Genomic DNA, 21,634 nt, shown 5'->3' on the forward strand with positions numbered 1-21,634 from the left:
GGAGCGTGCTCGTCATAGCGCTAACATGCGCGCTCCGGGGCCGTCCGTCAAGTCGCAGACTCCGCCCATTGGTCCCTGCCCCAGCCCCTCGCCAGAACGCGCCACGGCCGGGAGCGCGGGCTTGCCAGATACATCGTTACACGATATGAATTTGATCGTAGAACGATGCAATTGCGGACGCTCTCCCGCGTCGGCGATCGCGCCCGTTCGCATCCTGACGGCTCATCGCCGGCGGCCGCCCGTTATTCCCTCTCGAGGCGACCGGTCCGCGGAGAAAAGCGGGATGTGGCGCGCGCCGCCTTCGACCGCCCCGCAGGTCGAAGGCGGCGCGCCTGAAACGACCGAAGAAGGCCCGGACGCCCTCGCGATCGTCGCGAGCGACGTTTCGAGAGGCCCGCAATTGGAGGAAACGACAATGAAAATTCGCCTCGTCTTCACCCTCGTCCTCATTGCCGCAGCGGCCGGCGCCGGCCTCGCCCAGGCGACGCCCCATCGGGTCGGCGACCTCGGCTTCTCGCCGCGGCCGATCGAAAAAGTGAGCTGCGACAATCGCGGCGACGACAAGCAGGCGCACTGCATGGAGAGCTGCGACGAGGTCTGGATCAAGGCGTCGCAGGCCTATAATGGCAATATCGACAAAGCCAAGGTCGAGAAGAAGTCCTGCGAGGCCAAATGCGGCTGCTGAGCCGCTGAGCCGTCGTCGCCTCGGGGGAAGGCTTTCCTTGATCCCTTCGCCGGAATAAGTCACAACAGCGCGCGCTGCGGCCCTGCGCCGCGGCGCGAGTCCTTTTTCCGGAACAGGGTCAAATGGCGGAAATTTTGCGCGTCGGCGTCGCGGGCTTGGGCACGGTGGGCGCTTCGGTCGTGCGGCTGCTGCAGAGGCAGGCGCAAGCGCTGGCGGCGCGCACGGGGCGCGAGATCGTCGTCACGGCGGTTTCCGCCCGCGACAAGGGCAAGGACCGCGGCGTCGACCTCGCCGGCGCGACCTTCTATGACGATCCGATCGCCCTCGCCGCCTCCGACGGCATAGATCTTTTCGTCGAGCTGATCGGCGGGTCCGAAGGACCGGCGCGCGTCAGCGTCGAGACCGCGCTCGCCAAAGGCAAATCCGTCGTCACCGCCAATAAGGCGCTGCTCTCCGCCCATGGCTCGGCGCTGGCCGAGCTGGCCGAAAGCCGCCATGTCGCGCTCGCCTTCGAGGCTTCGGTGGCCGGCGGCATTCCGATCGTCAAGACGCTGCGCGAAGGCCTCGCCGGCAATTCGATCGAGCGCGTCTATGGCATTCTCAACGGCACCTGCAATTACATCCTCTCGCGCATGGAGGCGGAGCGCCTCTCCTTCGAGGAATGTCTGAAGGAGGCGCAGCGCTTGGGCTACGCCGAGGCGGACCCGACATTCGACATTGGCGGTTTCGACACGGCGCATAAGCTGTCGATTCTCGCCTCCCTCGCTTTCGGCGCGCGCATCGCGCCCGAGGCGGTCGAGATAGAAGGCATAGAGCGCGTCACCTTGGCCGATATTGACGCGGCCGGGGAGCTGGGCTTCCGCATCAAGCTGCTCGGCGTCGCCCAACGCACGGCCCAGGGCATAGAGCAGCGCGTGCATCCCACAATGGTGCGCAAGACCACCGCCATCGCCCAGGTGATGGGCGTCACCAACGCCGTCACCATAGACGCCGACGCCGTGCATGAGCTGACCTTGGTCGGTCCCGGCGCCGGCGGCGACGCCACCGCCTCCGCCGTCGTCGCCGATATCGCCGATATCGCCAAAGGCGTGCGCTCGGCTCCCTTCGGCCTGCCGAGCGCCTCGCTGCGCAAGCTCGAGCGCGCCCCGGCGGCGCTGCACGAGGGCGGCTATTACATCCGCCTCGCCGTGCCGGACGTGCCCGGCGCCTTCGCCGCCATCGCCACGGCCATGGCCGAGCGCAAAATCTCGCTCGAGAGCATCATGCAGCATGGCGCGCGCGCGGCGCGGCGCAGCGGCGGCGCCCAAGTCGGCGCGCAAGTCGGGGTGATTCTCATCACCCATGCGACGACGGAGCGTCTGGTGCGCGAGGCGCTCGACGCCATCTACGCCGACGGCGTCATCGCCGAGCCGGCGCAGGTCATCCGCATCGAGCGCGAATAGCGCATCGCCGGAGAAAAATGCATGGCGCGCCCCGCATCGGCCGCAGACAAGACCCTCGATCGCAATCTGACCCTCGAGCTCGTCCGTGTCACCGAAAGGGCGGCCGTGGCCGCGGCGCGCTGGCGCGGGCGCGGCGATGAGATGGCGGCTGACCAAGCCGCCGTCGACGCCATGCGCAGCGAGCTGGGTCGGCTGACGATTCGCGGCCGCATCGTCATCGGCGAGGGCGAGCGCGACTCGGCGCCCATGCTGTTCATCGGCGAGGAAGTGGGCGCCGGCGGCGGCCCGCGCGTCGATCTCGCCGTGGCGCCGCTCGAGGGCTCGACGCTCTGCGCCAAGGATATGGCGGGCGCGATCTCCATCGTCGCCATCGCCGCGGCCGGCTCGCTGCTCTATGCGCCGGATGTCTATATGGACAAGATCGCCATCGGCCCCGGCTATCCGCCGGGCGTCGTCGATCTCGACAATGAGCCGGGCGCCAATATCGCCGCCCTCGCCGCAGCCAAGGGCGTCGCGGCGCAGGACGTCACTATCTGCATTCTGGACCGGCCCCGCCATGCCGAGCTGATCGCGCGTTGCCGCGCGGCGGGCGCATGCGTGCGGCTCATCAGCGACGGCGATGTGGCGGGAATCATCTTCACCGCCCAGCCGGCGGAGACCGGCGTCGATATGTATCTCGGCGCTGGCGGCGCGCCGGAGGGCGTGCTGGCGGCCGGCGTGCTGCGCTGCGTCGGCGGCCAGATGCAGGGCCGCCTCGTGCTGGACAGCCCGGCCAAGACGGCGCGCGCGGCCGAAATGGGCGTGCGCGATCCGCGCAAGAAATATGAGCTGGAGGAGCTGGCCTCCGGCGATGTGGTGGTCTGCGCGACCGGCGTCACCGACGGGCCGCTGCTGTTCGGCGTGGTCTTCGGCAAGGATGCGATCGAGACAGAGACGCTGGTCTATCGCTCCTCCACCGGCACGGTGCGGCGCATCAGCGCCCAGCATCGCGTGAGCGGGAAATTCGAATCGGACTGAACGATCTTGTCCACGAAATTTGTTTTGCTCCCCGTATTCGCTCTCGTCGCTCTCGCTCTGGGGCTGCTGGTCGCTCTCGCGCTGTCGCGCATTCGCGCGCTGCGGGGCAAAGTGGTGAAGCCGGCGGATATAGCGCTCAATCGGAACTGGCCGGACCAAATCGCCCAGCTCGCCAATTCCTACGCCAGCCAATTCGAGCTGCCCGTGCTGTTCTACGCGCTGGTCGCGCTGACGCTGGTCACGGAGAAAGCGGACCTTTTATTCGTCGCGCTGGAATGGGCCTTTGTCGCGACGCGTTACGCGCACGCCTCTATTCACGTCACCAGCAATCATGTGCAGCGGCGATTTTTCGCCTTCGCGGCGGGCTTCGCGCTGCTCGCCCTCATGTGGGCGATCTTCGCCGCGCGGATCGTCTTTTCCTGACGATCCGCGGCCGCGAGCTCGAGGCCGAATGACATTCGCTGGCCGCATTATTCATGTTCGGCGGAACATGAATAATGCCTCGTCGCTATCGACTAGAGCGCTTTCCGATCGAACGGAATCGTTCGATCGATCAGAACCACGCGAGAATCTAGCGCTTTTCCTGCCGAAGTGGATGCCGGTTCGGCGTTGGAAAAGCGTCGATCAGGATCTTTCCGCGTTTCGATGAAACATGGAAAGATTCTTCTAGCCCCGACCGGCGGGAAAGGCGTTGCGCAGGCTCCGCTGGAGGGTGCGAACGGACACGCCCAGTTCCTCCGCCACCTCCTGTACCTGCGTCTTCTCCTGCCGTATGGCTTCGAAAGCGTCAGCGATCTGATCGGGGCTGAGCGATTTTGGCCGCCCGAGCGTGCAGCCGCGCGCCCGCGCAGCGGAGAGCCCCGCCCGCGTTCTTTCGCTGATGAGGGAACGCTCGAACTCGGCCAGCGCCGCCATCATATGGAACATCAGCCGGCCGCCCGATGAGGTCGTGTTGATGTTCTCGGTCAGGGACTGAAAATTAATCCCTCGCTTTCCGAGCTTATCCATCAACGCGACGAGACCTGGCAAAGACCGGCCGAGCCGATCCAGACGCCAGACGACCAAAGTGTCGCCGGACTTCAAATTCTGCATCGCTTTCTCCAGACCGGCGCGACTGAAATCAAGTCCTGATCGCCCATGATCCGTAAAAATTTCATCACATCCTACCTTTTCTAAGGCTTTGAGCTGCAGATCGAGTTTTTGCTCGTCTGTTGATACTCGCGCATAGCCGACGATCATTATTTGTTCTCGTGTCTCGATGCCAAAACGGCGCTGCAACGTCGTAAAGAATCGGTTTTTGTCTACCAAACTATCTCATTACGAGACAGAAAGGCTTGACAAAATCGGTCCTTTCTTGCCTGCGCCTTGAAATATGCGCTCGGTTAAAATAATCCTGTAATTACAATGCTAACATGCGCACGATGTCACAGGATTTTTACGCGCTAGTTATGGTCACAAAGGACCGTTTATGCCGCAGAATCGGGAGTTCGACGCTGCAGCCCTGCGCCGACGCGGGGATGAAAAAATGTCTTCTTTCCCTTCGAGCTTCGGCGGCGACGGGCTTGCAGTCCCGGACGAGCGCGCGGCCCACCGCGACCTCGAGGCCAGGGATATCCGCGTGTCTGACACTGTCACCGGAATGATGATCGCCGCAGTCTCCGGCGCGGTCGTCGGGTTTCTGACTGCCGGAGGGGTTGCTTGCGCGGCTCTGGTCTTCGTGTCGGCGATTGTCGGCGCCTATGCGGGCTGGCAGGCGCGAGGCGGCGAATGATGGCGGACCATTCCACACGCGCCTCCGGCGTGGCGCCTTTCGGACGGCGTGGCCTGCGCCGCGACGACGAGCCGGGCAGCCGGCGCCGATCCGGGGACGAGCAGAGCAAGTATCGACGCGTCAGACTGCGGACGCTCGGCGCGGAGCTGACGCTCGTCTATATCGCGGACTTTCAAGGCCTGGCGCCGCAGTTTCTGGTGCGGTTCGACGAAGACGGGCCATATCTTTCCGTCGGGGATCCAGTCGCGTTTTCACTGGCGTCGAAGGAAGAGCCGATCGGTCGTGAATCACCCCGCCGTCCTCGCGTCCTCTCCGACGCCGATTCCGAGCGGAACCGAATCCTGCTCATAGCCGGAGACGAAGACGCGATCGATCGCGCCGCCGCTCAGGCTCCGCAAAGTCGTGGACAAATTCCGCTCGACACAGCGGATATAGCCGTGGACATGCTCATCGGCTATTCGATCGAGGCCGTCGAACGGCGGCTCGTCCTGCGCACATTGCGCCGTTTCAACGGCGATTATCGACAGACCGCCTTCGCTCTGGGACTGTCCACGCAAGAATTGTCGGCAAAACTGCTGGCGCTGCTCTACGCGGACGCATCCTCGACCGCGGAATGACGCTGCGGAACGATCTTCGCCGCGCGGATCGTCTTTTCCTGACGATCCGCAGCGGCGAAGCGAAGCTCAGTATTTGCGGCCGGTCTCGAGCTGCGTCTTGGCGTCGAGCGGCTTCTTCGGCGGCGGGGTCAGGTCGGGCTGCGACTGAGCCGCGCAGGCGGCCAGCGAGAGAGCGAGCAGAATAGCGGCGAACGGACGAAGAGAGCGCATCTTTGGCTTCCGACGGTATGTGTGGAAAACGCCGTGGCTTTCGCGGCGCAGCATGACTTCAGCGAGGCTATTGAGGCCAGATTGTGGCCGTGAGCTCTACCATGGCGATTTTCTGAGACTTTTTGCTTTTCCATGCGCTATCTCACCTCTCGAGGCGCGCTGGCGCTGGCCTGCCGGCCCGCGAGGCCGTAAAGCAAAAGCGACATGACTCCCGCTGCACAAGTCTCCGCCGCCATTGAAATCCTCGCCGAGCTCGCCGAGCGCCGCCGTCCGGCCGCCGATGCGATCAAGGACTGGGGACTTTCGCACCGATTCGCCGGCTCCAAGGACCGCGCGTCCATATCGAGCCTCGTGTTCGACACGCTGCGCAAGCGCGCCTCGGCCGCTTTCCTGATGGGCGACGAATCGCCTCGCGCCGTCGTCATCGGCGCGCTGCGCGAATCGCACGGGCTTTCCGTCGATGAGATCGCGGCGCTGTTTTCCGGCGAGGGCCACGCCCCCGCCCCGCTCACGGCCGAGGAGCGCGAGCGCCTCGCCACAGCGACGCTCGAAGGCGCGCCGGCGCATATTCTCGGCGACTATCCCGAATGGCTGGCCGAGCGCTTCGCCGCCGCCTTCGGCGCGGCCGCCGCCGAGGAGGGCCGCGCTCTCGCCGCGCGCGCGCCGGTCGATCTGCGCGCCAATATTTTGAAGGCCTCGCGCGAGGACGCGCTGCGCCGTCTCGCGCATCTCTCGCCGGAGCCGACGCCTTTGTCGCCGCTCGGCCTGCGCATCGCGCCGCCGGCCAAGGGCCGCGGCCCGGCGCTGACGGCCGAGCCCGCCTATGTCAAAGGCCTGGTCGAGCCGCAGGACGAAGGCTCGCAGCTCGCCGCCCTGCTCTGCGCCGCCGAGCCGGGCGAGCAGGTTTTGGATCTCTGCGCCGGCGGCGGCGGCAAGACGCTGGCGCTGGCCGGGCAGATGCACAATCGCGGGCAGATCTACGCCTATGACGACGACGGCCGCCGCCTCACCCCCATCTATCCGCGGCTCGAGCGGGCCGGCGCGCGCAATGTGCAGGTCCGCGCCCCGCGCGGGAAGACGGATGTGCTCGCCGATCTCGAGGCGCGCTGCGGCCTCGTGCTGATCGACGCGCCCTGCACCGGAACCGGAACCTGGCGCCGCCATCCCGACGCCAAATGGCGCCTCGCCCCAGGCGCGATCGAGCAGCGCATCGCCGAGCAGCGGGAGCTGCTGGACAAGGCCCCGCGCTTCGTGAAGGCGGGCGGGCGCGTGGTCTATGTCACCTGCTCGCTGCTGATCGACGAGAATGAGGCGCAGATCGCGCGCTTTCTCGAGGGACATGCGGAATTTTCCGCCGTTCCGGCGGAGGAAGCGGCGGCCAAGGCCGGGCTGCCGGAGCTAGCGCAATTCGCCTCGCCGCATGGGGCGGGCATTCGCCTGACGCCGCACACGGCAGGGACGGATGGGTTCTATGTGTGCGTGCTGAAGCGCGGGTGAATAGCGAAATTTGTCAAAGCTCGTTATTGCGCTATCTTTGGCCGAAGAAACCTTTGTCCCCGAGCGAGCCCATTGGGAGCGACCCCATGAATGTGAGCCTCACCCCAGAGCTCGAGCAGCTGGTGCATCAGAAGGTGCAGACCGGCCGCTACACATCCGCGAGCGAAGTGGTGCGCGAAGCGCTGCGCCTGATGGAGGAGCGCGACCGGCTGGAGGCCTGGCGCAAGGATGAGATCCGCGCGCAGATCGCTGCGGGCCTCGAGTCGCTGCGGGCCGGAAAAGGCGAGGACGGCGAGGACGTGTTCGATCGGCTGGAAGCGGAGATCGACGCCGAGGAGCCGCGCGGCGCCGAGTGAGCCGCTTTCGCCTTTCGCCGGAAGCCCAGAGCGACCTCGACGCCATAAGGCGCTATCTGACTCGCCGAGGCGGGCCGACGCTCGCCCGGCATGTGCTGGGCGAAATTCGTCGCGCGCTGCGCGTCATCGCCGAGAGCCCGGGGATAGGGCACAAAAGAGAGGACCTCACCGACGAGAAGGTGAAGTTTTGGCCGGTCTTTTCCTATTTGATCGTCTATGAGCCGTCGATGCGTCCAATTGGAATCGTGCGCGTCATTCATGGGGCGCAGGACGCCGAGACGATGTTTTCGGAGAAACCTCCGCAAATGTGAGTGGTCCTCGGCGACAGTGCCTTCGCCTTTCGCAGGCCGGGTCCAACATCCCGGGCGCGCGCCGCGCTCTTGCGCATTGCCGACTGCGAGGGGTAGTCACTAGCTCTCGCGAGCCCCCACACACGAAAGACCAGCATGACCGCCACTGAGAGCTTCCACCACGACATCGCCGATCGCCACGACAAGCTGCTGATCGTCGATTTCGGCTCACAGGTGACGCAGCTCATCGCGCGGCGCGTGCGCGAGGCGGGCGTCTATTGCGAGATCGCGCCCTTCCAGAGCGCCGAGCGCGCCTTCGCCGAAATCCGCCCCAAGGCGGTGATCCTCTCCGGCGGCCCCTGCTCCGTCACCGAGGACGGCTCGCCGCGCGCGCCGCAGAGCATTTTCGACGCGAAAATCCCCGTGCTCGCCATTTGCTACGGCGAGCAATTGCTGGCCGCGCAATTGGGCGGCGCGGTGGAGGGCGGCCATCATCGCGAATTCGGCCGCGCCGAGATCGGCGTCGTCGAGGAGAGCCCGCTCTTTGCCGGCGTGTGGGAAAAGGGTTCCCGCTATCCCGTGTGGATGAGCCATGGCGACCGCGTCACCCGCCTGCCGGAAGGCTTTCGCGTTATCGCCGCCTCCGAGAACGCCCCCATGGGCGCGATCGCCGACGAAGCCCGCCGCTATTACGGCGTGCAATTCCATCTCGAAGTCGCGCATACGCCGGACGGCGCCAAGCTCATCTCCAATTTCGTCCATAATGTCGCCGGGCTGAAATCCGACTGGACCATGTCGGCCTTTCGCGGCGAGGCGATCGAAGCCGTGCGCCGCCAAGTGGGCGCCGGCCGCGTGCTCTGCGGGCTTTCGGGCGGCGTCGATTCCGCCGTCGCCGCCGTGCTGATCCATGAGGCGATCGGCGACGCGCTGACTTGCGTCTTCGTCGATCACGGCCTGCTGCGCGGCGGCGAGGCGGAGGAGGTCGTCACCCTCTTCCGCGATCACTACAACATCCCGCTCGTGCATGTGGAGGCGCAGGAGCTGTTCCTGCAAGCGCTGGAAGGCGTCGAGGACCCGGAGGTCAAGCGCAAGACGATCGGCCGCCTGTTCATCGAGACCTTCGAGGAAGAGGCGAAGAAGATCGCCGCCGACGGGCGCGGCGCGCCGCAATTTCTGGCGCAGGGCACGCTCTATCCAGATGTGATCGAGAGTGTGTCCTTCTCCGGCGGGCCTTCGGTTACGATCAAATCGCATCACAATGTCGGCGGCCTGCCCGAGCGCATGAACATGAAGCTGGTCGAGCCCTTGCGCGAATTGTTCAAGGACGAGGTGCGCGCGCTCGGCCGCGAGCTGGGCCTGCCGGAGGCTTTCGTCGGCCGCCACCCCTTCCCCGGCCCCGGCCTCGCGATCCGCTGCCCCGGCGGGATCAGCCGCGAGAAGCTGGAAATTCTGCGCAAGGCGGACGCCATCTATCTCGACGAGATCCGCAAGGCCGGGCTCTATGATGTGATCTGGCAGGCCTTCGCCGTGCTGCTGCCAGTGCGCACAGTGGGCGTGATGGGTGACGGCCGCAGCTACGACCATGTCTGCGCCCTGCGCGCGGTGACGAGCACCGACGGAATGACCGCGGATTTCTACCCCTTCGACATGAATTTTCTAGGCCGGGCGGCGACGCGCATCATCAATGAGGTGCGCGGGGTGAATCGCGTGGTGTACGACGTGACCAGCAAGCCGCCGGGGACGATCGAGTGGGAATGAATTAGGGTGGTTTCAGACCATCTCGCTCCGTGTCAAAAGTCGCACGAACTCTTTGACTGACAAGGATTATTTTTCCCACCCCGTATCGCTGCATGTCACCCCAACCCGGCCACTTTGTTGGTAGCGATGTTGGTATGGCGCAGGATGGTCGAGAAGCGGGCTTTCGCTACCAACAACTCCTCTTGTTGGTATCCGTTCGCCCCCGGACCGGATGCGGATTTATGGGCGATCTCACTGATAAAGAACTGAAAAATCTGAAGCCAAGGGCCAAGCTCTACAAGGTGACGGACCGCGACGGGATGCACGCGGCCGTCACGCCGACCGGGGTCATATCGTTCCGGTACCAGTACCGGGTGAACGGGCGGCAGGAGGTGTTGACCGTCGGCCGATATAGCGCCGAGGCGGCGCGCAAACTGACACGGGCGCCCGACGCGCTGGAATACGGAATGGAGGTGTCGCTTGCCGAGGCGAGGACGCTGCTGGCGCTCGCCCGGCGTCAGGTCGAGCGGGGCGAGTCGCCGTCGAAAGCCAAGGTGGAGAAGCGCACCGCGTCAGCCGAGGCGTTGACGTTCGGCGGCTGGGCGGAAGCCTACTTCAAGCACAAAGCCGACCCTAAGTCGGGGGCCGAGAAACTGGCCGACAGCACCTTGGCGATGCGCCGATCGGTCTATGATCGCGCCATTGCGGGAGAGTTGTCGAAGCTCAAGCTGGCGGAGGTGACGCCGCAGCGTCTCAAACGTCTGTGCGACGAGGTTAAGGAAAAGCGCGGGCCGGCCGTCGCCGTGCATGTCCGCGAGGTCGTGTTGCTGGTGTTCCGCCACGCCCAAGGATGCGGGCTGGACGTGAGCAACCCGGCCGAGTCGATCCGCACCAGCACTATCGCCACCTTCGAGCCGCGCGAGCGCGCCCTGTCTCCATCGGAGGTCCGCGCGGTCCTGGCGGCGTTGGATCATGTGACGGCGGCGCCTACGTTGCGCTCAGCGGTGAAGTTTGTCCTGCTGACCGGCGTCCGCAAGTCGGAGTTCATCGACGCCACATGGAAGGAAATCGACTTCGCCGCCGCGCGCTGGACGATCCCGGCCGAGCGCATGAAGGCAGGCAAGGCACATGTCGTCCCGCTGAGCGATCAGGCGCTCGACATTCTGACGGCGTTCCGCACCATGTTCGGCGTCAGCCGATACCTGCATCCCGGCCGATACGACGGCGATACGCCCATAAGCAACGCCACGCTCAACCGCGTGATCGACACGGTCGTGGAGCGTATCCGCGAGGATGACACGGACTTTCAGAGCTTCGGCGTTCACGACCTGCGCCGCACGTTTTCGACCGGCCTGAACCGCGCCAAGTTCGATGACCGCTGGATCGAAATGAGCTTGGCCCACGCGCCTCGGAACCGGATCGCGGCCGTCTACAACGTGAACCGCTACCTCGCCGAGCGGAAGATCATGCTTCAGTGCTGGGCTGATATGCTCGACGCTTGGGTGAAGGGCGAATCCGCCAAGGAGCTGATCGCCGAAGCGAAGCGACGTGCCGCCGAGGTCCACGACGACGAACTGGACGACGATCTCTGAACTACGTGCGGCTCGCGTCCATTCTGTCAGTCGTCGTCATTGGTGGCCGCCAGCCGGCGGGATCGGCGATCCAGCGGTCGATGTCGGACTCCTTCCAGCCGGCGCCGTTGGTGCTGATCTTGATCTGGGGTGGGAAAGTGCCCTCGGCGATCTTCCGGTAGATGGTGGACCGGGAAAGGCCAGTGCGTGAAAGAACGGTGTTCAGGCGGATGATACGATCTGATTGGCGCATGGCCGTGCTGCCTCCTCCTGGTCGGTTCTGACGATTACAGAGACCAGACAGAGCAACTATTTCTCGTTGTGCAATAATTATTTAGACATCGTAGTAGTTTGGCGTAGAAACGGCGGTAAATAGGATGGTTCTACAATCCGATTCCCCGGCCTCGTCCGAGGTGATACCGTGGGTGAAAGCCAGTTCGCGGCCAAGGCTGCGGCCTGATTCGATCCCGATACCGAGCCCGGCCTTGCGGCTGGTGAGCATTGCACGATCAACGTGTGAGCGCTGGCTCGGCGATGTAGGGTTGTTGTAGGTTTTGGGATTTTCGCGACATAATATTCGCCATAGATTTGTCCAAAGTTGACAGACGCTATAGTGCTTTGAACTAACCGAGGGCCAGATGCAGCACCGTAAATCACCGTTCCTAGCCGCCTGCCTCGTGGCAGTCTCTGCGTTGATGGCAGTTCCATCCGCGACAAGAGCAGCGGTGTCCGACGCAACGCAAAGCGTCTCCTTGGATCAGGCGACCGTCAGGCAACTGATCGACGGCGTCGCCATCAAGTTACGTGAAGATTACGTGTTTCCAGATAAGGGAGTGCAGGCGGCGGATGCGCTGGAGAAGTCGTTGGCGGAGAACGCCTATGCTGGCGTCACCGATCCGAGCAAGTTTGCGGTGCAACTGACCGAACAGCTCCGAGCGATGACCAAGGATAGCCATATGAGGGTTATCTTTGGCTCGCCGTTCCGCAACCAGCCCCTGCCTTCTGCCCCGCAGGATGCCGGCTTCGAGGTGAAACGGTTAGACGGCAATATCGGATACATCCACTTGGCGCGGTTCGTTCCGCCCGAGGTCTTCAACCCGGCCGCCGACGACGCCATGCGCCGCCTGTCGGATACCGCCGCGCTCATCATCGACATGCAGGACAATGGCGGCGGCCATCCGGCGTCTGTTGCCTACCTCGCCAGCTTCTTCCTCGATCCCGGCACGCGCGTTCATATCAATGATCTCATTTGGCGGAATCGCGGGACTTCGACTTTCAGAACGGAGTCGTTTTGGAGCTCACCGACGCCGGTGAGCTATCTCGGCAAGCCCGTTTATGTAATGGTTGGCCCCAAAACCTATTCGGCAGGCGAGGAGTTTGCCTACGACCTGCAAGTGCTCAAGCGCGTGACCGTGGTTGGTGAAAAGACACGCGGCGGCGCGAATCCGGGCGGTCTGAATGATCTCGGCTCCGACCTCTTTGTTGTTGTGCCGACAGGCAGGGCCGAAAATCCAATCACGCGCGGCAACTGGGGTGGCGTCGGCGTGCATCCTGACGTTCCGGCTACGCCGGAAGCCACTCAGGAGACCGCGATAGCTCTGGCGAAGGGGCAGCCAGTTACGCCGCTGGCAAGTCAGCAATAACTGGCCAATAAGGCTTAAGACCTACTGTCGCGGAAATCCTGAATTTCGGGCGCTGCAAAAGTCCGGTATAAAAATAGAGCAAATATTGGGAGTTTTGCGATGGCACCATTGGTAACAGAATGACGACAATCTACCTTGTAACGCATCCAGAAGTCATGATCGACCCGGCTATCCCCGTGCCTGACTGGCAGCTTTCGGAAAGAGGCTGGTCCCGCATCAAGTCGTTCTGCGCGCGTCCTGAACTTTCGACCGTGAGCGATGTGTTTACGAGCAGCGAGCGGAAGGCGACGGATTGCGCTGAAGCGCTGAAAGCAGAGCGGCGGCTTGAGTTTAAGATCGAGGCGCGCCTTGGTGAGAATGATCGTTCATCGACCGGATACGTAGAACCACCCCGCTTCTGGGAGATAGTGGCTCGCTTCTTTGACAGCCCGCACGAAAGCGTTCTTGGATGGGAGAGAGCGATTGATGCCCAGACGCGGATCAGGGAAGCCGTGGCGGATTGCGTCGCGAGCCGAGAGGGTGGAGGCGACATCTGCATTTTCTCTCACGGCGGGGTCGGCACGCTCCTTCTGTGCGATCTCATGGGCGAACCGATATCGAGGAAACGCGGACAACCTATATCGGGTGGTGGCTGCTACTTTGCATTCGAGGCGGAAAAAAGAACGTTGATTCACGGCTGGCAGGATATCGCGTCGTCTTAGCTTGTCGCGGAAACCCTAACTCCCGCAACAGACCAGCCATCTCTGAAAAACCAGAGCTTTCGTGTCGCATGTCTTTGTCACAGGTGGCGAAACGCCTGCAACATGATTTACGACAGGGCGAACGGCGTTGAACAGGATGGTCCTACAGTCCGATGCTCCGACCTCTGCCAAGGTCGAGACCGTGGGTAAAGGCCAATGCCCGACCGAGACTGCGGCCTGAGTCGAAGTCACCGCCGATTCCGAGGTCTCGCTTGCGGCCGGCGAGGATCGACTCGAGCTGCGGATCGCGTTCGAGGCTCTGCGCCATGTCACCCATCGCCGATCGCGTGGCCTTGTAGCCGGACATGTCCGCCGCCTGATACTGGCGCTGGCTGGTCTGGCCGAGCTCCCGCCAGCGTTCCACGAAGCGATCGGCGCGGCGCTGCGGATCGGTGCGCAGTTCGGTTTCGAGTTGTAGGGCGCGGATGGCGCGGGCGGTGCGCCCCGTGGCGGCTTCCGAGGCGAGTTCCGGGTTCTTCTTGTAGGCGGCTTCGGCATCGTGCGAGCCATAAGGCCGCACCTCCTCGAAGACCTTGCGGGCCTCCTGCAATTCCTTCACCTGCTCCGGGTTGGCCTTGCCGCCTCTCACCTGCATCTCGAAGATCGCATCCACGGCGCGGGCATGGCGGATGAGCGACTTGGTGCGGGCGCGGCGCAGCGCCATTTCCGGGTCTTCCGCTGCCTTCCTTTCCGGCGCTGCCCGTTCCGGCCCCTGTCCGCTATCGGCGGGCACGCGCAGGCCGTCGAACATGCCGCGCACCTTTTCAGGCACCTTGCGCACGATCTCGGCCACTTGGGCGCGGAAGGTGATGCCGCGCCGTTCGGCATAATCGCGCGCCGGCTTGAGCCGCTCGTAATCCGACGCCATATCCTTGGCCCGGTCGCGCGACAGGGCGCCGACAAGCCGATCCTGGCTGGCGAAGTCGTCATGGCCATAATGCAGCTCCATGCCGTCGCGGTGGCGCGACATGGCGACATAGGCGCCGTGGGCGTCCAGGCCCGGCGTGGCCAGAACATGGGTGCGGTCCACGGTCATGCCCTGCGCTTTGTGGATGGTTGCAGCATAGCCGTGGTCGATGCGGTCGTAATCCTTCAGGTCAAAGCGAACGGAACGACCGTCGTCGGTGCGCACGCTCATGCACTGCGTGCTGACCTCTTCGATGGCGCCGAGCGTGCCGTTCTTGACGCCGAGGCCGCGCTCGTTCTGAAGGAACATGACGCGATCTCCGCGCGCGAAGCTTCGCTCACCGCGTTCGACCACCAGGCGCACCTCGTCGCCGAGATTTCCGGCGTCCCGCATTCTGCCGCGCGCGGCCTCGTTCAAAGCGCGCACCTCGTCATTGGTATGGGTGAGGATGATACGGCTGCGGCCCGGCGACGCCTGACGGTCGCGATCCCAGCGGTCGATCAGATCGTCGCGCGCCTGTTCCCGTGTCGCAGCGGCATGGATCATGCCATGTTTGTCATAGGCATGGAGCGCATCGGCGGTTCGGCCGGTCGCCAGATCGCGCGTTGCGTCGCGCTGCCAGTCCTCCCGCTGGCGGCGCACCTCGCTGATCTCCGCTCCACCGTGACTTTGGTGGATAGACCGGAACGCCGCGCCGGCTTCGATGGATTGCAATTGTTGTGGATCGCCGACCAGCACCACCTTGGCGCCGGCCTCGGCGGCATGAGACAGCACGCGCTCCAACTGGCGCGTGCCGACCATGCCCGCCTCGTCGATCACCAGAACATCGCGCGCGGTGAGCACATCGCGGCCCTGTCCCCAACCGTGTTCCAGGCTGGCGATGGTGCGCGACGAGATGCCCGATCCGCTTTCGAGATTCTCGGCGGCGATGCCGGACAGCGCCACGCCTCGAACCTCGTAGCCCGCCGCTTCCCAAGCTTCGCGCGCCACACCCAGCATCGCGCTCTTCCCCGTTCCGGCATAACCAACGACGACGCCAAGATCGCGCCCGTCCGTGACATGCGCCAGCGCGTCGGCCTGCTCTCCCGAAAGGACGAGACCGCGTGCTTCCGCGCGCGCCAGCGCCGCTTCACGGTCCCTGTCACCGACCTCGTGGCGCTCCTTCGCAGCCATGAGGTCGGCAGCGCCGTGCAGGCGTTGCTCGGTCTCGATCATCTGGCGTGTGGTGAAGCGATCCTCGCCTCGTCCATCTTTGCCCAATTGGACGACATCGGGCGCCTCCTGTATCGCGCCCATCACCGCATTGAACTGGTCGCTCCCGTCGCTGTGCCGGTGGGCGAACATCGCCATGTCGCGCCGTGAGAAGGTCGATTGCTGATGCGTGATGGCGTCGAGCGCCAGGGCGGGATCGGCGATGATGCGCTCGCCGTTGCCACGCGCGATCTCGCGATGCATTTCCACGCGGTCGGAAGCCTCGATACCGGCGCCTTCGATGCGATGCGCGGGCGCGCCGATCTGGCTTTGCGGCTCCAGCACGATGCCCTGCGCTTCCAGGCTGCGATGGTCGATGCGGGCGTCGACGTCGAGTTCGGCCAGACGCTCGTTGGCAAGCTCTGCCCAACGCTCTCGCCAGCGTTCGAGCAACTCGGTGCGATTCCATTCCCGCACCTTCGGACCGAAGCCTTTCTCGTCGACCGAGCGCATGGTCAGCATGACATGCGCGTGAGGCTTCGGCATTCCGTCCTCGGCCATATCCCAATGCACATTGAGGTCGGCGATCATGCCCCGGTCTACGAATTCGGACCGCACGAAGTCGCGGGCGAGTTCGATGCCCTGGCGCTCCGTCATCTCGCGAGGAAGGGCGAATTCGACTTCGCGGGCGAGTTGCGCATCCTTCCTGACCTCGAGCGCCTCGACATCGTTCCAAAGTCGTTCGCGGTCCTTCCACGCCTCCGGCGCATTCTCCGGGAGCATCACCTCGGAATGGACGACGCCGCGCTTGGCCGAGAAATCATGACTGCGCCCGAGCCTGTCGTCGCGCAGCCGCGTGGCCGAGCGGTAGGCGGCGGACGCCACCGCGCTGGAGCCGCATTTGCGGCCGATGACCTTGACGTGAAGATGATAGATCGCCATCGCGATCCGAACATCATCACAGCGAAGCGCACGTCGGAACGACGTATAAGCGCGCCCTCCCTCGAAAAATTCTCGGGAGGGACCACGCCGTCCCCAACTGTCCCGGCAACCTTACATCATTTCGGTAGCCGCTCGGCTATCATCGTTCCATCGACAGCATGTGGAGGACATGATGCGCAAGCCACGGGACTTCGACGCGGAATTGAAGTCGCTCGAACACAAGGCGCGAGACCTCAGAAACCGCAAGGTGCAACAGCTTGGCGAGCTGGTCATTTCGACCGGAGCCGACGCACTCAGCGCCCACGAATTGGCGGGCGCTCTGATCATGCTGGCGGAAACCAAGGATGCCGGAAAGAGGGAGGCATGGGCGAAACGTGGGGCCGCGTACTTTCATGGCCGGTCGCGACGAACTGCATCGACGCCTGGCCGCGACAGTGGCGGCGCTTCGGCGCAACAGAGTGGCGCGCAACAGTCATCAGGCGGCGCAGGCGCGGCATGACATGCGCGCCTGGCAGGTCGAGCGCCGCAAGCGCACACGACATCTGATCGAACTCGGCGGCCTCGTCGTCAAAGCCGGAATCGTGGACCTGACCGGCGATGACCGCGCCATCATCTACGGCGCGCTGCTCTGGATGGCCGACAAGCTCCGAAGCGACGAGCGCGAGAAGGCGTTGGCGCTCTGGACTGTGAAAGGGAAAGAGGCGTTCGAGGACGGCCGAAGTGTTGGCATCGACACACATGCCTAGACTCCGAACCGTTCCCGCATTTCCCCGGCCTTCGCCCATTCGTCGCCGGGTATCCGGTCGATCAGTTCCTTCATCACTCGGACAAAGGTGGCCTTGAGCGCTTCGTCGGTCAGGGCCTTGGCGCGTTCCGTCGAAAGCAGCGGGCGCATGTCGGTGAAGAAGGTCGGATTGGCGAGTTTCTGGAACATGCGCTGTTGCGCCTCGGCCCTCGAAATCGCAATCTCCGCCTTTTCGAGGTAAAGGCGGAAACATTCGACGATCCGGGCGGTGTCTAGCCCCTCGAACACGGTGAGCGCGTGATCGAGGTCGAACAGATCGCGGCCCTTGTTGCGCTGAAGCAAGGCCCGCAGTTTGGTCGCCAGCATTTCCTCCCGCGAGAAGGTCGGGATCGCCGCCTCACTGGTGAACCACGGGTTTTCGACGCCGAACGGAATCTCGATGGGCGGATCGTAGGCTTCCCGCTCGCGCGTGTTGATTTCAACCTTTAGGTTGATACGAACGTCGGCGGGCTCGCCTTCTGCATCGACGCGGAAGCGAAGCTTCGGCGCGACGGGGCTTGGATCGGACTTTGCCTTGCCAAGCCACGGTTCCATGACAGCGCGAACGCCATCGAGGACTGGGCCGATCGGGCCGGCGCTCGTCCGCACGAGGTCGATGTCTTCCGAATAGCGCAGCGGCGCGGGGAAATGCAGCTTGTTGAGCGCCGTGCCGCCACGGAAGCGCAGTTCGCCGCGCAGGAACGGATCGGAGAAGATGGCGACAAGCGCGCGGCTGATGATGAGGTCTTGCTCGACCTGCCGCTGGCCGGCCCACGGTACGACGCGGCTCCAGGCGGTGATGTAGTCCTGCGGGATCATTCGTCGATCTCCGGCGGCCGGCGGACGATCACGCGCCAGCGTGCATCGCGTTCGGATGGAGGCGGCGACAAATCGGGATCGCCCACCTGTTTGGGATCGAGTTCGACCCACGGCAGCGGCCCGCGCGCCGACAGCGCCACGACCATCGGCTCCGCAATCTGCGGATGCCCCAGCCTTCCGAGCAGATGCCCAAGGCGTTGCACCACCGCCTTCTCGAAGGCACCCGACAGGGAGGCGAGCTTTTCCGGTTGCAGCCGTTCGGCAAGCTCGGAAAGCACCGTCGCAATATTGTCCAGGCCCGCGCCGGATTGCGGGTAGCGCGTCAGATCGAGCGCCGTGAGTTCCGGCGAGGACAGCTTCATATAGCCCGATTGCGTCTTGCGATCCTCGATCCCCGACGAAACCGCCCCCATGTCCTTGCGGTAGGAAAAGACGATCCGCGTCCGTCCGGCCTCAATGTCGGGCAGGAGTTTGTCCGTGACGACCTGAAACTCCATGACGGCCTGATGGGAGGCGCCGTGAGCCGCCGCCGCGGCCAGTAGCCCCACATAATAGGGCCGCTTTTCGTGCCGCATCAAGGCGTCGATGTACCATTCAGGCGGCGGCGCTCCCGTCGTGGAATGCTGGGGCGGCACGACCACGTAGAAGCCGCGCCGGGGCCGGATGAGATGGCCGCGCCGCTGCAATCGCTCGGCGGCGTCGAGGAATGCGCCCCGACTGATGCCGATCTCTTTCTGCGCTTCATCCGCAGAAAAGACCCCCCGGCCCTTGGCAAGCAGGCCGGAAGCGTAGGTGGACAAGGCTGATCGCTCGACTCGAATCATATCTTATTATCCGCTCTTAGCGCGGAGTTTTCAATATGATTGACCCAGAAAGCCATACGTGGAAATCCGCTTATAAGGCGGACTCTCCTATATGATGATCGTCCCTTGAGCTGACTCGCCTTCAAGAAACTCCGTGCAGAGTTACGCAAAAGTGCGCACCTATGTTGAGAGTTCAGCAGCTCTGAGGTATAGGAAAATTATGAAAACAGCCCGCCTCGGGAATGCCGGTCCGGCAAAAATCTCAGTGCTCCTAACGCCCGAGGAGTCTGCTCGCTTTGACGCGTTTTGTGAGCAGCGCGGTCATAAGAAGAGCACCCTGATTGCCCGCCTGATTCGCGAACACCTGGACCGGGAGCAATTCGCGGTACAGGCGGAAATGTTTGCCGGCGAACCGTCGTTGAGGAAAGGAAGATGAGCCGCCGGCAATCAAGCGCGCTGATCGCCGCTGGAAAACGGCGGTCTCCCAGTCTCCAGTCGGTGCGGCAGAAAATTGCTCGTATTCAGACTGGCGCAAAGCCGCGTGTGCTCGACCTGTTTGCGGGTTGTGGCGGACTCTCGCTCGGATTCCAGGCCGCTGGCTATGAAATAGCCGCTGCGATTGAGTTTGATGCTGATGCCGCCCGTTCACACGGCACCAATTTCCATCCGAAAGATGCCCGTCATGCCGAAGCACGGGATATTACGAAAACTCCGCCAAAAAAGCTGACGGAAGCACTGGCTCTCGGCAAACCGGAGACGGCCTTCGATATTGTCGTGGGAGGCCCACCTTGCCAAGCGTTTGCACGTGTCGGCCGATCCAAGCTGCGCGAAGTGGCCGACCATCCCGAAGCATTTCGCCACGACCCTCGGGCAAGACTCTATATTGAATATATCGAGTACGTGAAAGCCTGCGCGCCTCTGGCTGTTGTTCTTGAGAACGTGCCGGACATGCTGAACTTCGCCGGGCACAACATTGCGCATGAAATCTGCGAGGTGTTGTCGGGTATTGGTTATGCCTGCGGCTATACACTGTTGAATGCTGCGATGTATGGCGTTCCTCAAACGCGGGAGCGAGCCTTTCTGGTGGCAATTCACCGGGAGGTCACGGACACGGTCAGGCTACCAAAGCCGACGCACAAGATCATCCTGCCGCCCGGTTATGAAGGGACACGCGCGGTTGCGCTGAAACTGCTGGCTGACAGTGACACGCTTGGCCCTGACGGTTTCTGGAAACCGATCCCCGGAGCGGAAGCTGATGTGCCGCAAGCCATCACAGTGCGACAGGCGCTCGGAGATTTGCCTGTTATCAATGCTCCGATTGAATTGGAAAATGGTCGTTTGAAGCGCGGCGCAAGGCGCTTCGATATTCCCGTTCCTTACCGGCATACCGATGTCAGATCCGACTATGCCCGGCTAATGAGGGAGTGGCCCGGACTGTCCGCACCGGACACGCTCAAGGACCATGTGATCCGCTACTTGCCTCGGGACTACAAGCTATTCGCCCGCCTTTCGCCAGGGGACCAATATCCTGAAGCCTATCGGATGGCGATGCTCATGTTCGAGGAGAAGCTTACTCAGCATCGAGCTGCGGGCGACGCAATCGAGGAGGGGTCCGATGCCTGGTGGGCCCTGAAAGCCAATATCGTTCCTCCCTACGACCATACCAAATTCCCCAATAAATGGCGAAAAATGGAGCCTGACCGACCCGCCCGCACGTTGATGGCTCATCTCGGCAAAGACAGCTACAGCCACATTCACTACGACAGCGTGCAGGCGCGGACGATTTCGGTTCGGGAGGCTGCACGGCTTCAGTCATTCCCGGATGGCTTCGTGTTCTGTGGCACGATGAATCCCGCCTTCCGACAGATCGGCAATGCCGTCCCGCCGCTGCTGGCCAAGGCGATTGGTACTGAACTTCTTGCGCAAATCAGAACCGCTCTGGCAATCCCGGCCAGAAAGACCGCTGCGGCCGGGAGATGATGTATGGCAGGAGTTGACGCCGCTCCCGAGATCATTGTCGTCCGCTCTCTCGTGGAGTCGGACCTCGGATTGTTCGCGGCTCATCGTGCAGCAGCAACAAGCAAACAGCGTGCACTCAACGTCAATGCGAACATCGCACGCCGCCTTCTGTCCAAGGAAGCTTTCGATGCGGGTGGTGCGAACCTTAACTGCGTTTGCGCCTACGGCGATGTCGTAGTCCGTGAAGCGCGTCGGCTGGGCAAGAGTGGCAAGAATTGGCGGCTGGGTGGTCGCAAGATCGAAGGAAATGCCTTCGCAGAACTGGACTGCAAGGACCTGGCTCTGATCAGAACCACGGCGGGTAATGACGGAACGCAGCCTGTCACCATCGTCTTTATCTCCAAAGCGCGCGATCGCGTGGTGCATGCTGGACTGGCCGCTATCCTGGAAAGACAGCTTGACGGCAGCATGGCCGTTTTCGAGGAAGGCAATACCCAGTTCAATGACCTCGCCATACACTGCGCTGCGCTTCCCTGGGACGACCCGAGTCCTTCTGTGCCGCCGCCCCTATCCCCTGGATTTGGCCCAGGGGAATTGGAAGCCGGCCATTCTGAAAGGACCGGCTAATAAAATGGCTATGGGGGCCTCACAGC

Annotated in this window: 25 protein-coding genes; 18 read left to right on the top strand and 7 right to left on the bottom strand. The window is 63.5% G+C overall.

The window, feature by feature from the left end:
• Positions 1–415: 415 nt before the first annotated feature.
• The 4 genes from METLW3_RS0113245 (at position 416) to METLW3_RS0113260 (ending at position 3,567) form a co-directional block, all read left to right on the top strand.
• Positions 416–685 carry a hypothetical protein gene (locus METLW3_RS0113245; RefSeq protein ID WP_024880376.1) on the top strand — a complete coding sequence of 90 codons (270 nt, stop codon included), beginning with the start codon at positions 416–418 and terminating at the stop codon, positions 683–685.
• A gap of 122 nt (positions 686–807) precedes the next feature.
• A complete protein-coding gene (locus METLW3_RS0113250) occupies positions 808–2,127 on the top strand; it encodes a homoserine dehydrogenase (protein ID WP_024880377.1) in 1,320 nt (439 codons plus the stop codon).
• A 21-nt stretch (positions 2,128–2,148) separates the two neighbouring features.
• Positions 2,149–3,144 carry a class II fructose-bisphosphatase gene (gene glpX, locus METLW3_RS0113255; protein WP_024880378.1) on the top strand — a complete coding sequence of 332 codons (996 nt, stop codon included), beginning with the start codon at positions 2,149–2,151 and terminating at the stop codon, positions 3,142–3,144.
• 6 nt (positions 3,145–3,150) lie between these two features.
• Positions 3,151–3,567: an MAPEG family protein gene (locus METLW3_RS0113260; protein ID WP_024880379.1), complete on the top strand. Its 417-nt coding sequence runs from the start codon at positions 3,151–3,153 to the stop codon at positions 3,565–3,567.
• Between the two features lie 243 nt (positions 3,568–3,810).
• On the opposite strand, the gene METLW3_RS0113265 is transcribed toward METLW3_RS0113260, so the two are convergent.
• On the bottom strand, positions 3,811–4,383 hold the full coding sequence (locus tag METLW3_RS0113265) for a recombinase family protein (protein WP_024880380.1): 573 nt from the start codon (positions 4,381–4,383) through the stop codon (positions 3,811–3,813).
• A gap of 229 nt (positions 4,384–4,612) precedes the next feature.
• On the opposite strand from METLW3_RS0113265, the gene METLW3_RS0113270 reads away from it, so the two are divergent.
• Together METLW3_RS0113270 and METLW3_RS26895 are read left to right on the top strand one after the other, a co-directional pair.
• On the top strand, positions 4,613–4,915 hold the full coding sequence (locus METLW3_RS0113270) for a hypothetical protein (RefSeq protein ID WP_026598922.1): 303 nt from the start codon (positions 4,613–4,615) through the stop codon (positions 4,913–4,915).
• On the top strand, positions 4,912–5,532 hold the full coding sequence (locus METLW3_RS26895) for a hypothetical protein (RefSeq protein WP_024880382.1): 621 nt from the start codon (positions 4,912–4,914) through the stop codon (positions 5,530–5,532). The genes METLW3_RS0113270 and METLW3_RS26895 overlap by 4 nt, the downstream gene beginning before the upstream one ends.
• Positions 5,533–5,598: 66 nt before the next feature.
• Here the strand turns inward: METLW3_RS26895 and METLW3_RS28830 are convergent, their stop codons facing one another.
• Positions 5,599–5,742, bottom strand: a complete 144-nt coding sequence (locus tag METLW3_RS28830; protein ID WP_018266023.1) for a hypothetical protein — start codon at positions 5,740–5,742, stop codon at positions 5,599–5,601.
• 204 nt (positions 5,743–5,946) lie between these two features.
• Between METLW3_RS28830 and METLW3_RS0113285 the strand changes: the two genes are divergently transcribed.
• The 5 genes from METLW3_RS0113285 to METLW3_RS0113305 all read left to right on the top strand — a co-directional run bounded on the left by METLW3_RS0113285 (position 5,947) and on the right by METLW3_RS0113305 (position 11,214).
• Positions 5,947–7,239 carry an RsmB/NOP family class I SAM-dependent RNA methyltransferase gene (locus METLW3_RS0113285; RefSeq protein ID WP_024880383.1) on the top strand — a complete coding sequence of 431 codons (1,293 nt, stop codon included), beginning with the start codon at positions 5,947–5,949 and terminating at the stop codon, positions 7,237–7,239.
• Positions 7,240–7,325: 86 nt separating this feature from the next.
• On the top strand, positions 7,326–7,595 hold the full coding sequence (locus tag METLW3_RS0113290) for a type II toxin-antitoxin system ParD family antitoxin (RefSeq protein WP_024880384.1): 270 nt from the start codon (positions 7,326–7,328) through the stop codon (positions 7,593–7,595).
• On the top strand, positions 7,592–7,906 hold the full coding sequence (locus tag METLW3_RS0113295; protein WP_024880385.1) for a type II toxin-antitoxin system RelE/ParE family toxin: 315 nt from the start codon (positions 7,592–7,594) through the stop codon (positions 7,904–7,906). The genes METLW3_RS0113290 and METLW3_RS0113295 overlap by 4 nt, the downstream gene beginning before the upstream one ends.
• 135 nt (positions 7,907–8,041) lie before the next feature.
• Entirely contained in the window at positions 8,042–9,643 is a 1,602-nt protein-coding gene (guaA, locus tag METLW3_RS0113300; RefSeq protein ID WP_024880386.1) for a glutamine-hydrolyzing GMP synthase, read from the top strand.
• Between the two features lie 221 nt (positions 9,644–9,864).
• Positions 9,865–11,214 carry a site-specific integrase gene (locus tag METLW3_RS0113305; protein WP_024880387.1) on the top strand — a complete coding sequence of 450 codons (1,350 nt, stop codon included), beginning with the start codon at positions 9,865–9,867 and terminating at the stop codon, positions 11,212–11,214.
• A 1-nt stretch (position 11,215) separates the two neighbouring features.
• Here METLW3_RS0113305 and METLW3_RS0113310 read toward each other — a convergent pair whose 3' ends face one another.
• Together METLW3_RS0113310 and METLW3_RS28240 are read right to left on the bottom strand one after the other, a co-directional pair.
• Positions 11,216–11,446, bottom strand: coding sequence for an AlpA family transcriptional regulator (locus METLW3_RS0113310; protein ID WP_024880388.1), 231 nt, complete (start codon positions 11,444–11,446; stop codon positions 11,216–11,218).
• Between the two features lie 81 nt (positions 11,447–11,527).
• The gene (locus tag METLW3_RS28240; protein ID WP_157516564.1) at positions 11,528–11,695 is read right to left on the bottom strand and encodes a hypothetical protein; all 168 of its coding nucleotides are present in this window, start codon (positions 11,693–11,695) and stop codon (positions 11,528–11,530) included.
• Positions 11,696–11,888: 193 nt separating this feature from the next.
• Between METLW3_RS28240 and METLW3_RS0113320 the strand changes: the two genes are divergently transcribed.
• Both METLW3_RS0113320 and METLW3_RS0113325 read left to right on the top strand, forming a co-directional pair.
• Positions 11,889–12,836 (top strand): S41 family peptidase, encoded by a 948-nt coding sequence (locus METLW3_RS0113320; RefSeq protein WP_280949444.1) that lies wholly within the window; start codon positions 11,889–11,891, stop codon positions 12,834–12,836.
• 119 nt (positions 12,837–12,955) lie between these two features.
• The gene (locus METLW3_RS0113325) at positions 12,956–13,537 is read left to right on the top strand and encodes a histidine phosphatase family protein (RefSeq protein WP_024880390.1); all 582 of its coding nucleotides are present in this window, start codon (positions 12,956–12,958) and stop codon (positions 13,535–13,537) included.
• 142 nt (positions 13,538–13,679) lie between these two features.
• On the opposite strand, the gene traA is transcribed toward METLW3_RS0113325, so the two are convergent.
• Entirely contained in the window at positions 13,680–16,616 is a 2,937-nt protein-coding gene (gene traA, locus METLW3_RS0113330) for a Ti-type conjugative transfer relaxase TraA (RefSeq protein WP_024880391.1), read from the bottom strand.
• Positions 16,617–16,788: 172 nt separating this feature from the next.
• Here traA and METLW3_RS27540 point away from each other — a divergent pair, with 172 nt between their 5' ends.
• Positions 16,789–17,115: a conjugal transfer protein TraD gene (locus METLW3_RS27540; protein ID WP_198022798.1), complete on the top strand. Its 327-nt coding sequence runs from the start codon at positions 16,789–16,791 to the stop codon at positions 17,113–17,115.
• Position 17,116: 1 nt separating this feature from the next.
• Positions 17,117–17,362 carry a conjugal transfer protein TraD gene (locus METLW3_RS0113340; RefSeq protein ID WP_024880393.1) on the top strand — a complete coding sequence of 82 codons (246 nt, stop codon included), beginning with the start codon at positions 17,117–17,119 and terminating at the stop codon, positions 17,360–17,362.
• Here METLW3_RS0113340 and METLW3_RS0113345 read toward each other — a convergent pair.
• Together METLW3_RS0113345 and METLW3_RS0113350 are read right to left on the bottom strand one after the other, a co-directional pair.
• Entirely contained in the window at positions 17,359–18,219 is an 861-nt protein-coding gene (locus tag METLW3_RS0113345) for a nucleotidyl transferase AbiEii/AbiGii toxin family protein (protein ID WP_024880394.1), read from the bottom strand. The two genes, METLW3_RS0113340 and METLW3_RS0113345, sit on opposite strands and share 4 nt — an antisense overlap.
• Positions 18,216–19,043, bottom strand: a complete 828-nt coding sequence (locus METLW3_RS0113350; protein WP_024880395.1) for a type IV toxin-antitoxin system AbiEi family antitoxin — start codon at positions 19,041–19,043, stop codon at positions 18,216–18,218. The genes METLW3_RS0113345 and METLW3_RS0113350 overlap by 4 nt, the downstream gene beginning before the upstream one ends.
• Before the next feature lie 199 nt (positions 19,044–19,242).
• On the opposite strand from METLW3_RS0113350, the gene METLW3_RS25565 reads away from it, so the two are divergent.
• From METLW3_RS25565 to METLW3_RS25570, 3 genes are read left to right on the top strand one after another with little or no spacing between them, the layout of a single operon-like run.
• Complete coding sequence (locus tag METLW3_RS25565) at positions 19,243–19,458, top strand: hypothetical protein (RefSeq protein ID WP_036308910.1); 216 nt, start codon at positions 19,243–19,245, stop codon at positions 19,456–19,458.
• Positions 19,455–21,002: a DNA cytosine methyltransferase gene (locus tag METLW3_RS0113355; RefSeq protein WP_084484836.1), complete on the top strand. Its 1,548-nt coding sequence runs from the start codon at positions 19,455–19,457 to the stop codon at positions 21,000–21,002. The genes METLW3_RS25565 and METLW3_RS0113355 overlap by 4 nt, the downstream gene beginning before the upstream one ends.
• 3 nt (positions 21,003–21,005) lie before the next feature.
• The gene (locus METLW3_RS25570) at positions 21,006–21,608 is read left to right on the top strand and encodes a hypothetical protein (protein WP_051465425.1); all 603 of its coding nucleotides are present in this window, start codon (positions 21,006–21,008) and stop codon (positions 21,606–21,608) included.
• Positions 21,609–21,634: the final 26 nt, after the last annotated feature.

The sequence above is a fragment of the Methylosinus sp. LW3 genome, from assembly GCF_000527115.1.
GTDB lineage: Bacteria > Pseudomonadota > Alphaproteobacteria > Rhizobiales > Beijerinckiaceae > Methylosinus.

What these genes read in the sequence shown, in the direction of transcription:
- METLW3_RS0113245 (WP_024880376.1), top strand. Translation starts at nt 416, where the DNA reads ATGAAAATTCGCCTCGTCTTCACCCTCGTCCTCATTGCCGCAGCGGCC.
- METLW3_RS0113250 (WP_024880377.1), top strand. Translation starts at nt 808, where the DNA reads ATGGCGGAAATTTTGCGCGTCGGCGTCGCGGGCTTGGGCACGGTGGGC.
- glpX (WP_024880378.1), top strand. Translation starts at nt 2,149, where the DNA reads ATGGCGCGCCCCGCATCGGCCGCAGACAAGACCCTCGATCGCAATCTG.
- METLW3_RS0113265 (WP_024880380.1), bottom strand. Translation starts at nt 4,383, where the DNA reads ATGATCGTCGGCTATGCGCGAGTATCAACAGACGAGCAAAAACTCGAT.
- METLW3_RS0113270 (WP_026598922.1), top strand. Translation starts at nt 4,613, where the DNA reads ATGCCGCAGAATCGGGAGTTCGACGCTGCAGCCCTGCGCCGACGCGGG.
- METLW3_RS26895 (WP_024880382.1), top strand. Translation starts at nt 4,912, where the DNA reads ATGATGGCGGACCATTCCACACGCGCCTCCGGCGTGGCGCCTTTCGGA.
- METLW3_RS28830 (WP_018266023.1), bottom strand. Translation starts at nt 5,742, where the DNA reads ATGCGCTCTCTTCGTCCGTTCGCCGCTATTCTGCTCGCTCTCTCGCTG.
- METLW3_RS0113285 (WP_024880383.1), top strand. Translation starts at nt 5,947, where the DNA reads ATGACTCCCGCTGCACAAGTCTCCGCCGCCATTGAAATCCTCGCCGAG.
- METLW3_RS0113290 (WP_024880384.1), top strand. Translation starts at nt 7,326, where the DNA reads ATGAATGTGAGCCTCACCCCAGAGCTCGAGCAGCTGGTGCATCAGAAG.
- guaA (WP_024880386.1), top strand. Translation starts at nt 8,042, where the DNA reads ATGACCGCCACTGAGAGCTTCCACCACGACATCGCCGATCGCCACGAC.
- METLW3_RS0113305 (WP_024880387.1), top strand. Translation starts at nt 9,865, where the DNA reads ATGGGCGATCTCACTGATAAAGAACTGAAAAATCTGAAGCCAAGGGCC.
- METLW3_RS0113310 (WP_024880388.1), bottom strand. Translation starts at nt 11,446, where the DNA reads ATGCGCCAATCAGATCGTATCATCCGCCTGAACACCGTTCTTTCACGC.
- METLW3_RS28240 (WP_157516564.1), bottom strand. Translation starts at nt 11,695, where the DNA reads ATGCTCACCAGCCGCAAGGCCGGGCTCGGTATCGGGATCGAATCAGGC.
- METLW3_RS0113320 (WP_280949444.1), top strand. Translation starts at nt 11,889, where the DNA reads ATGGCAGTTCCATCCGCGACAAGAGCAGCGGTGTCCGACGCAACGCAA.
- METLW3_RS0113325 (WP_024880390.1), top strand. Translation starts at nt 12,956, where the DNA reads ATGACGACAATCTACCTTGTAACGCATCCAGAAGTCATGATCGACCCG.
- traA (WP_024880391.1), bottom strand. Translation starts at nt 16,616, where the DNA reads ATGGCGATCTATCATCTTCACGTCAAGGTCATCGGCCGCAAATGCGGC.
- METLW3_RS27540 (WP_198022798.1), top strand. Translation starts at nt 16,789, where the DNA reads ATGCGCAAGCCACGGGACTTCGACGCGGAATTGAAGTCGCTCGAACAC.
- METLW3_RS0113340 (WP_024880393.1), top strand. Translation starts at nt 17,117, where the DNA reads ATGCGCGCCTGGCAGGTCGAGCGCCGCAAGCGCACACGACATCTGATC.
- METLW3_RS0113345 (WP_024880394.1), bottom strand. Translation starts at nt 18,219, where the DNA reads ATGATCCCGCAGGACTACATCACCGCCTGGAGCCGCGTCGTACCGTGG.
- METLW3_RS0113350 (WP_024880395.1), bottom strand. Translation starts at nt 19,043, where the DNA reads ATGATTCGAGTCGAGCGATCAGCCTTGTCCACCTACGCTTCCGGCCTG.
- METLW3_RS25565 (WP_036308910.1), top strand. Translation starts at nt 19,243, where the DNA reads ATGAAAACAGCCCGCCTCGGGAATGCCGGTCCGGCAAAAATCTCAGTG.
- METLW3_RS0113355 (WP_084484836.1), top strand. Translation starts at nt 19,455, where the DNA reads ATGAGCCGCCGGCAATCAAGCGCGCTGATCGCCGCTGGAAAACGGCGG.
- METLW3_RS25570 (WP_051465425.1), top strand. Translation starts at nt 21,006, where the DNA reads ATGGCAGGAGTTGACGCCGCTCCCGAGATCATTGTCGTCCGCTCTCTC.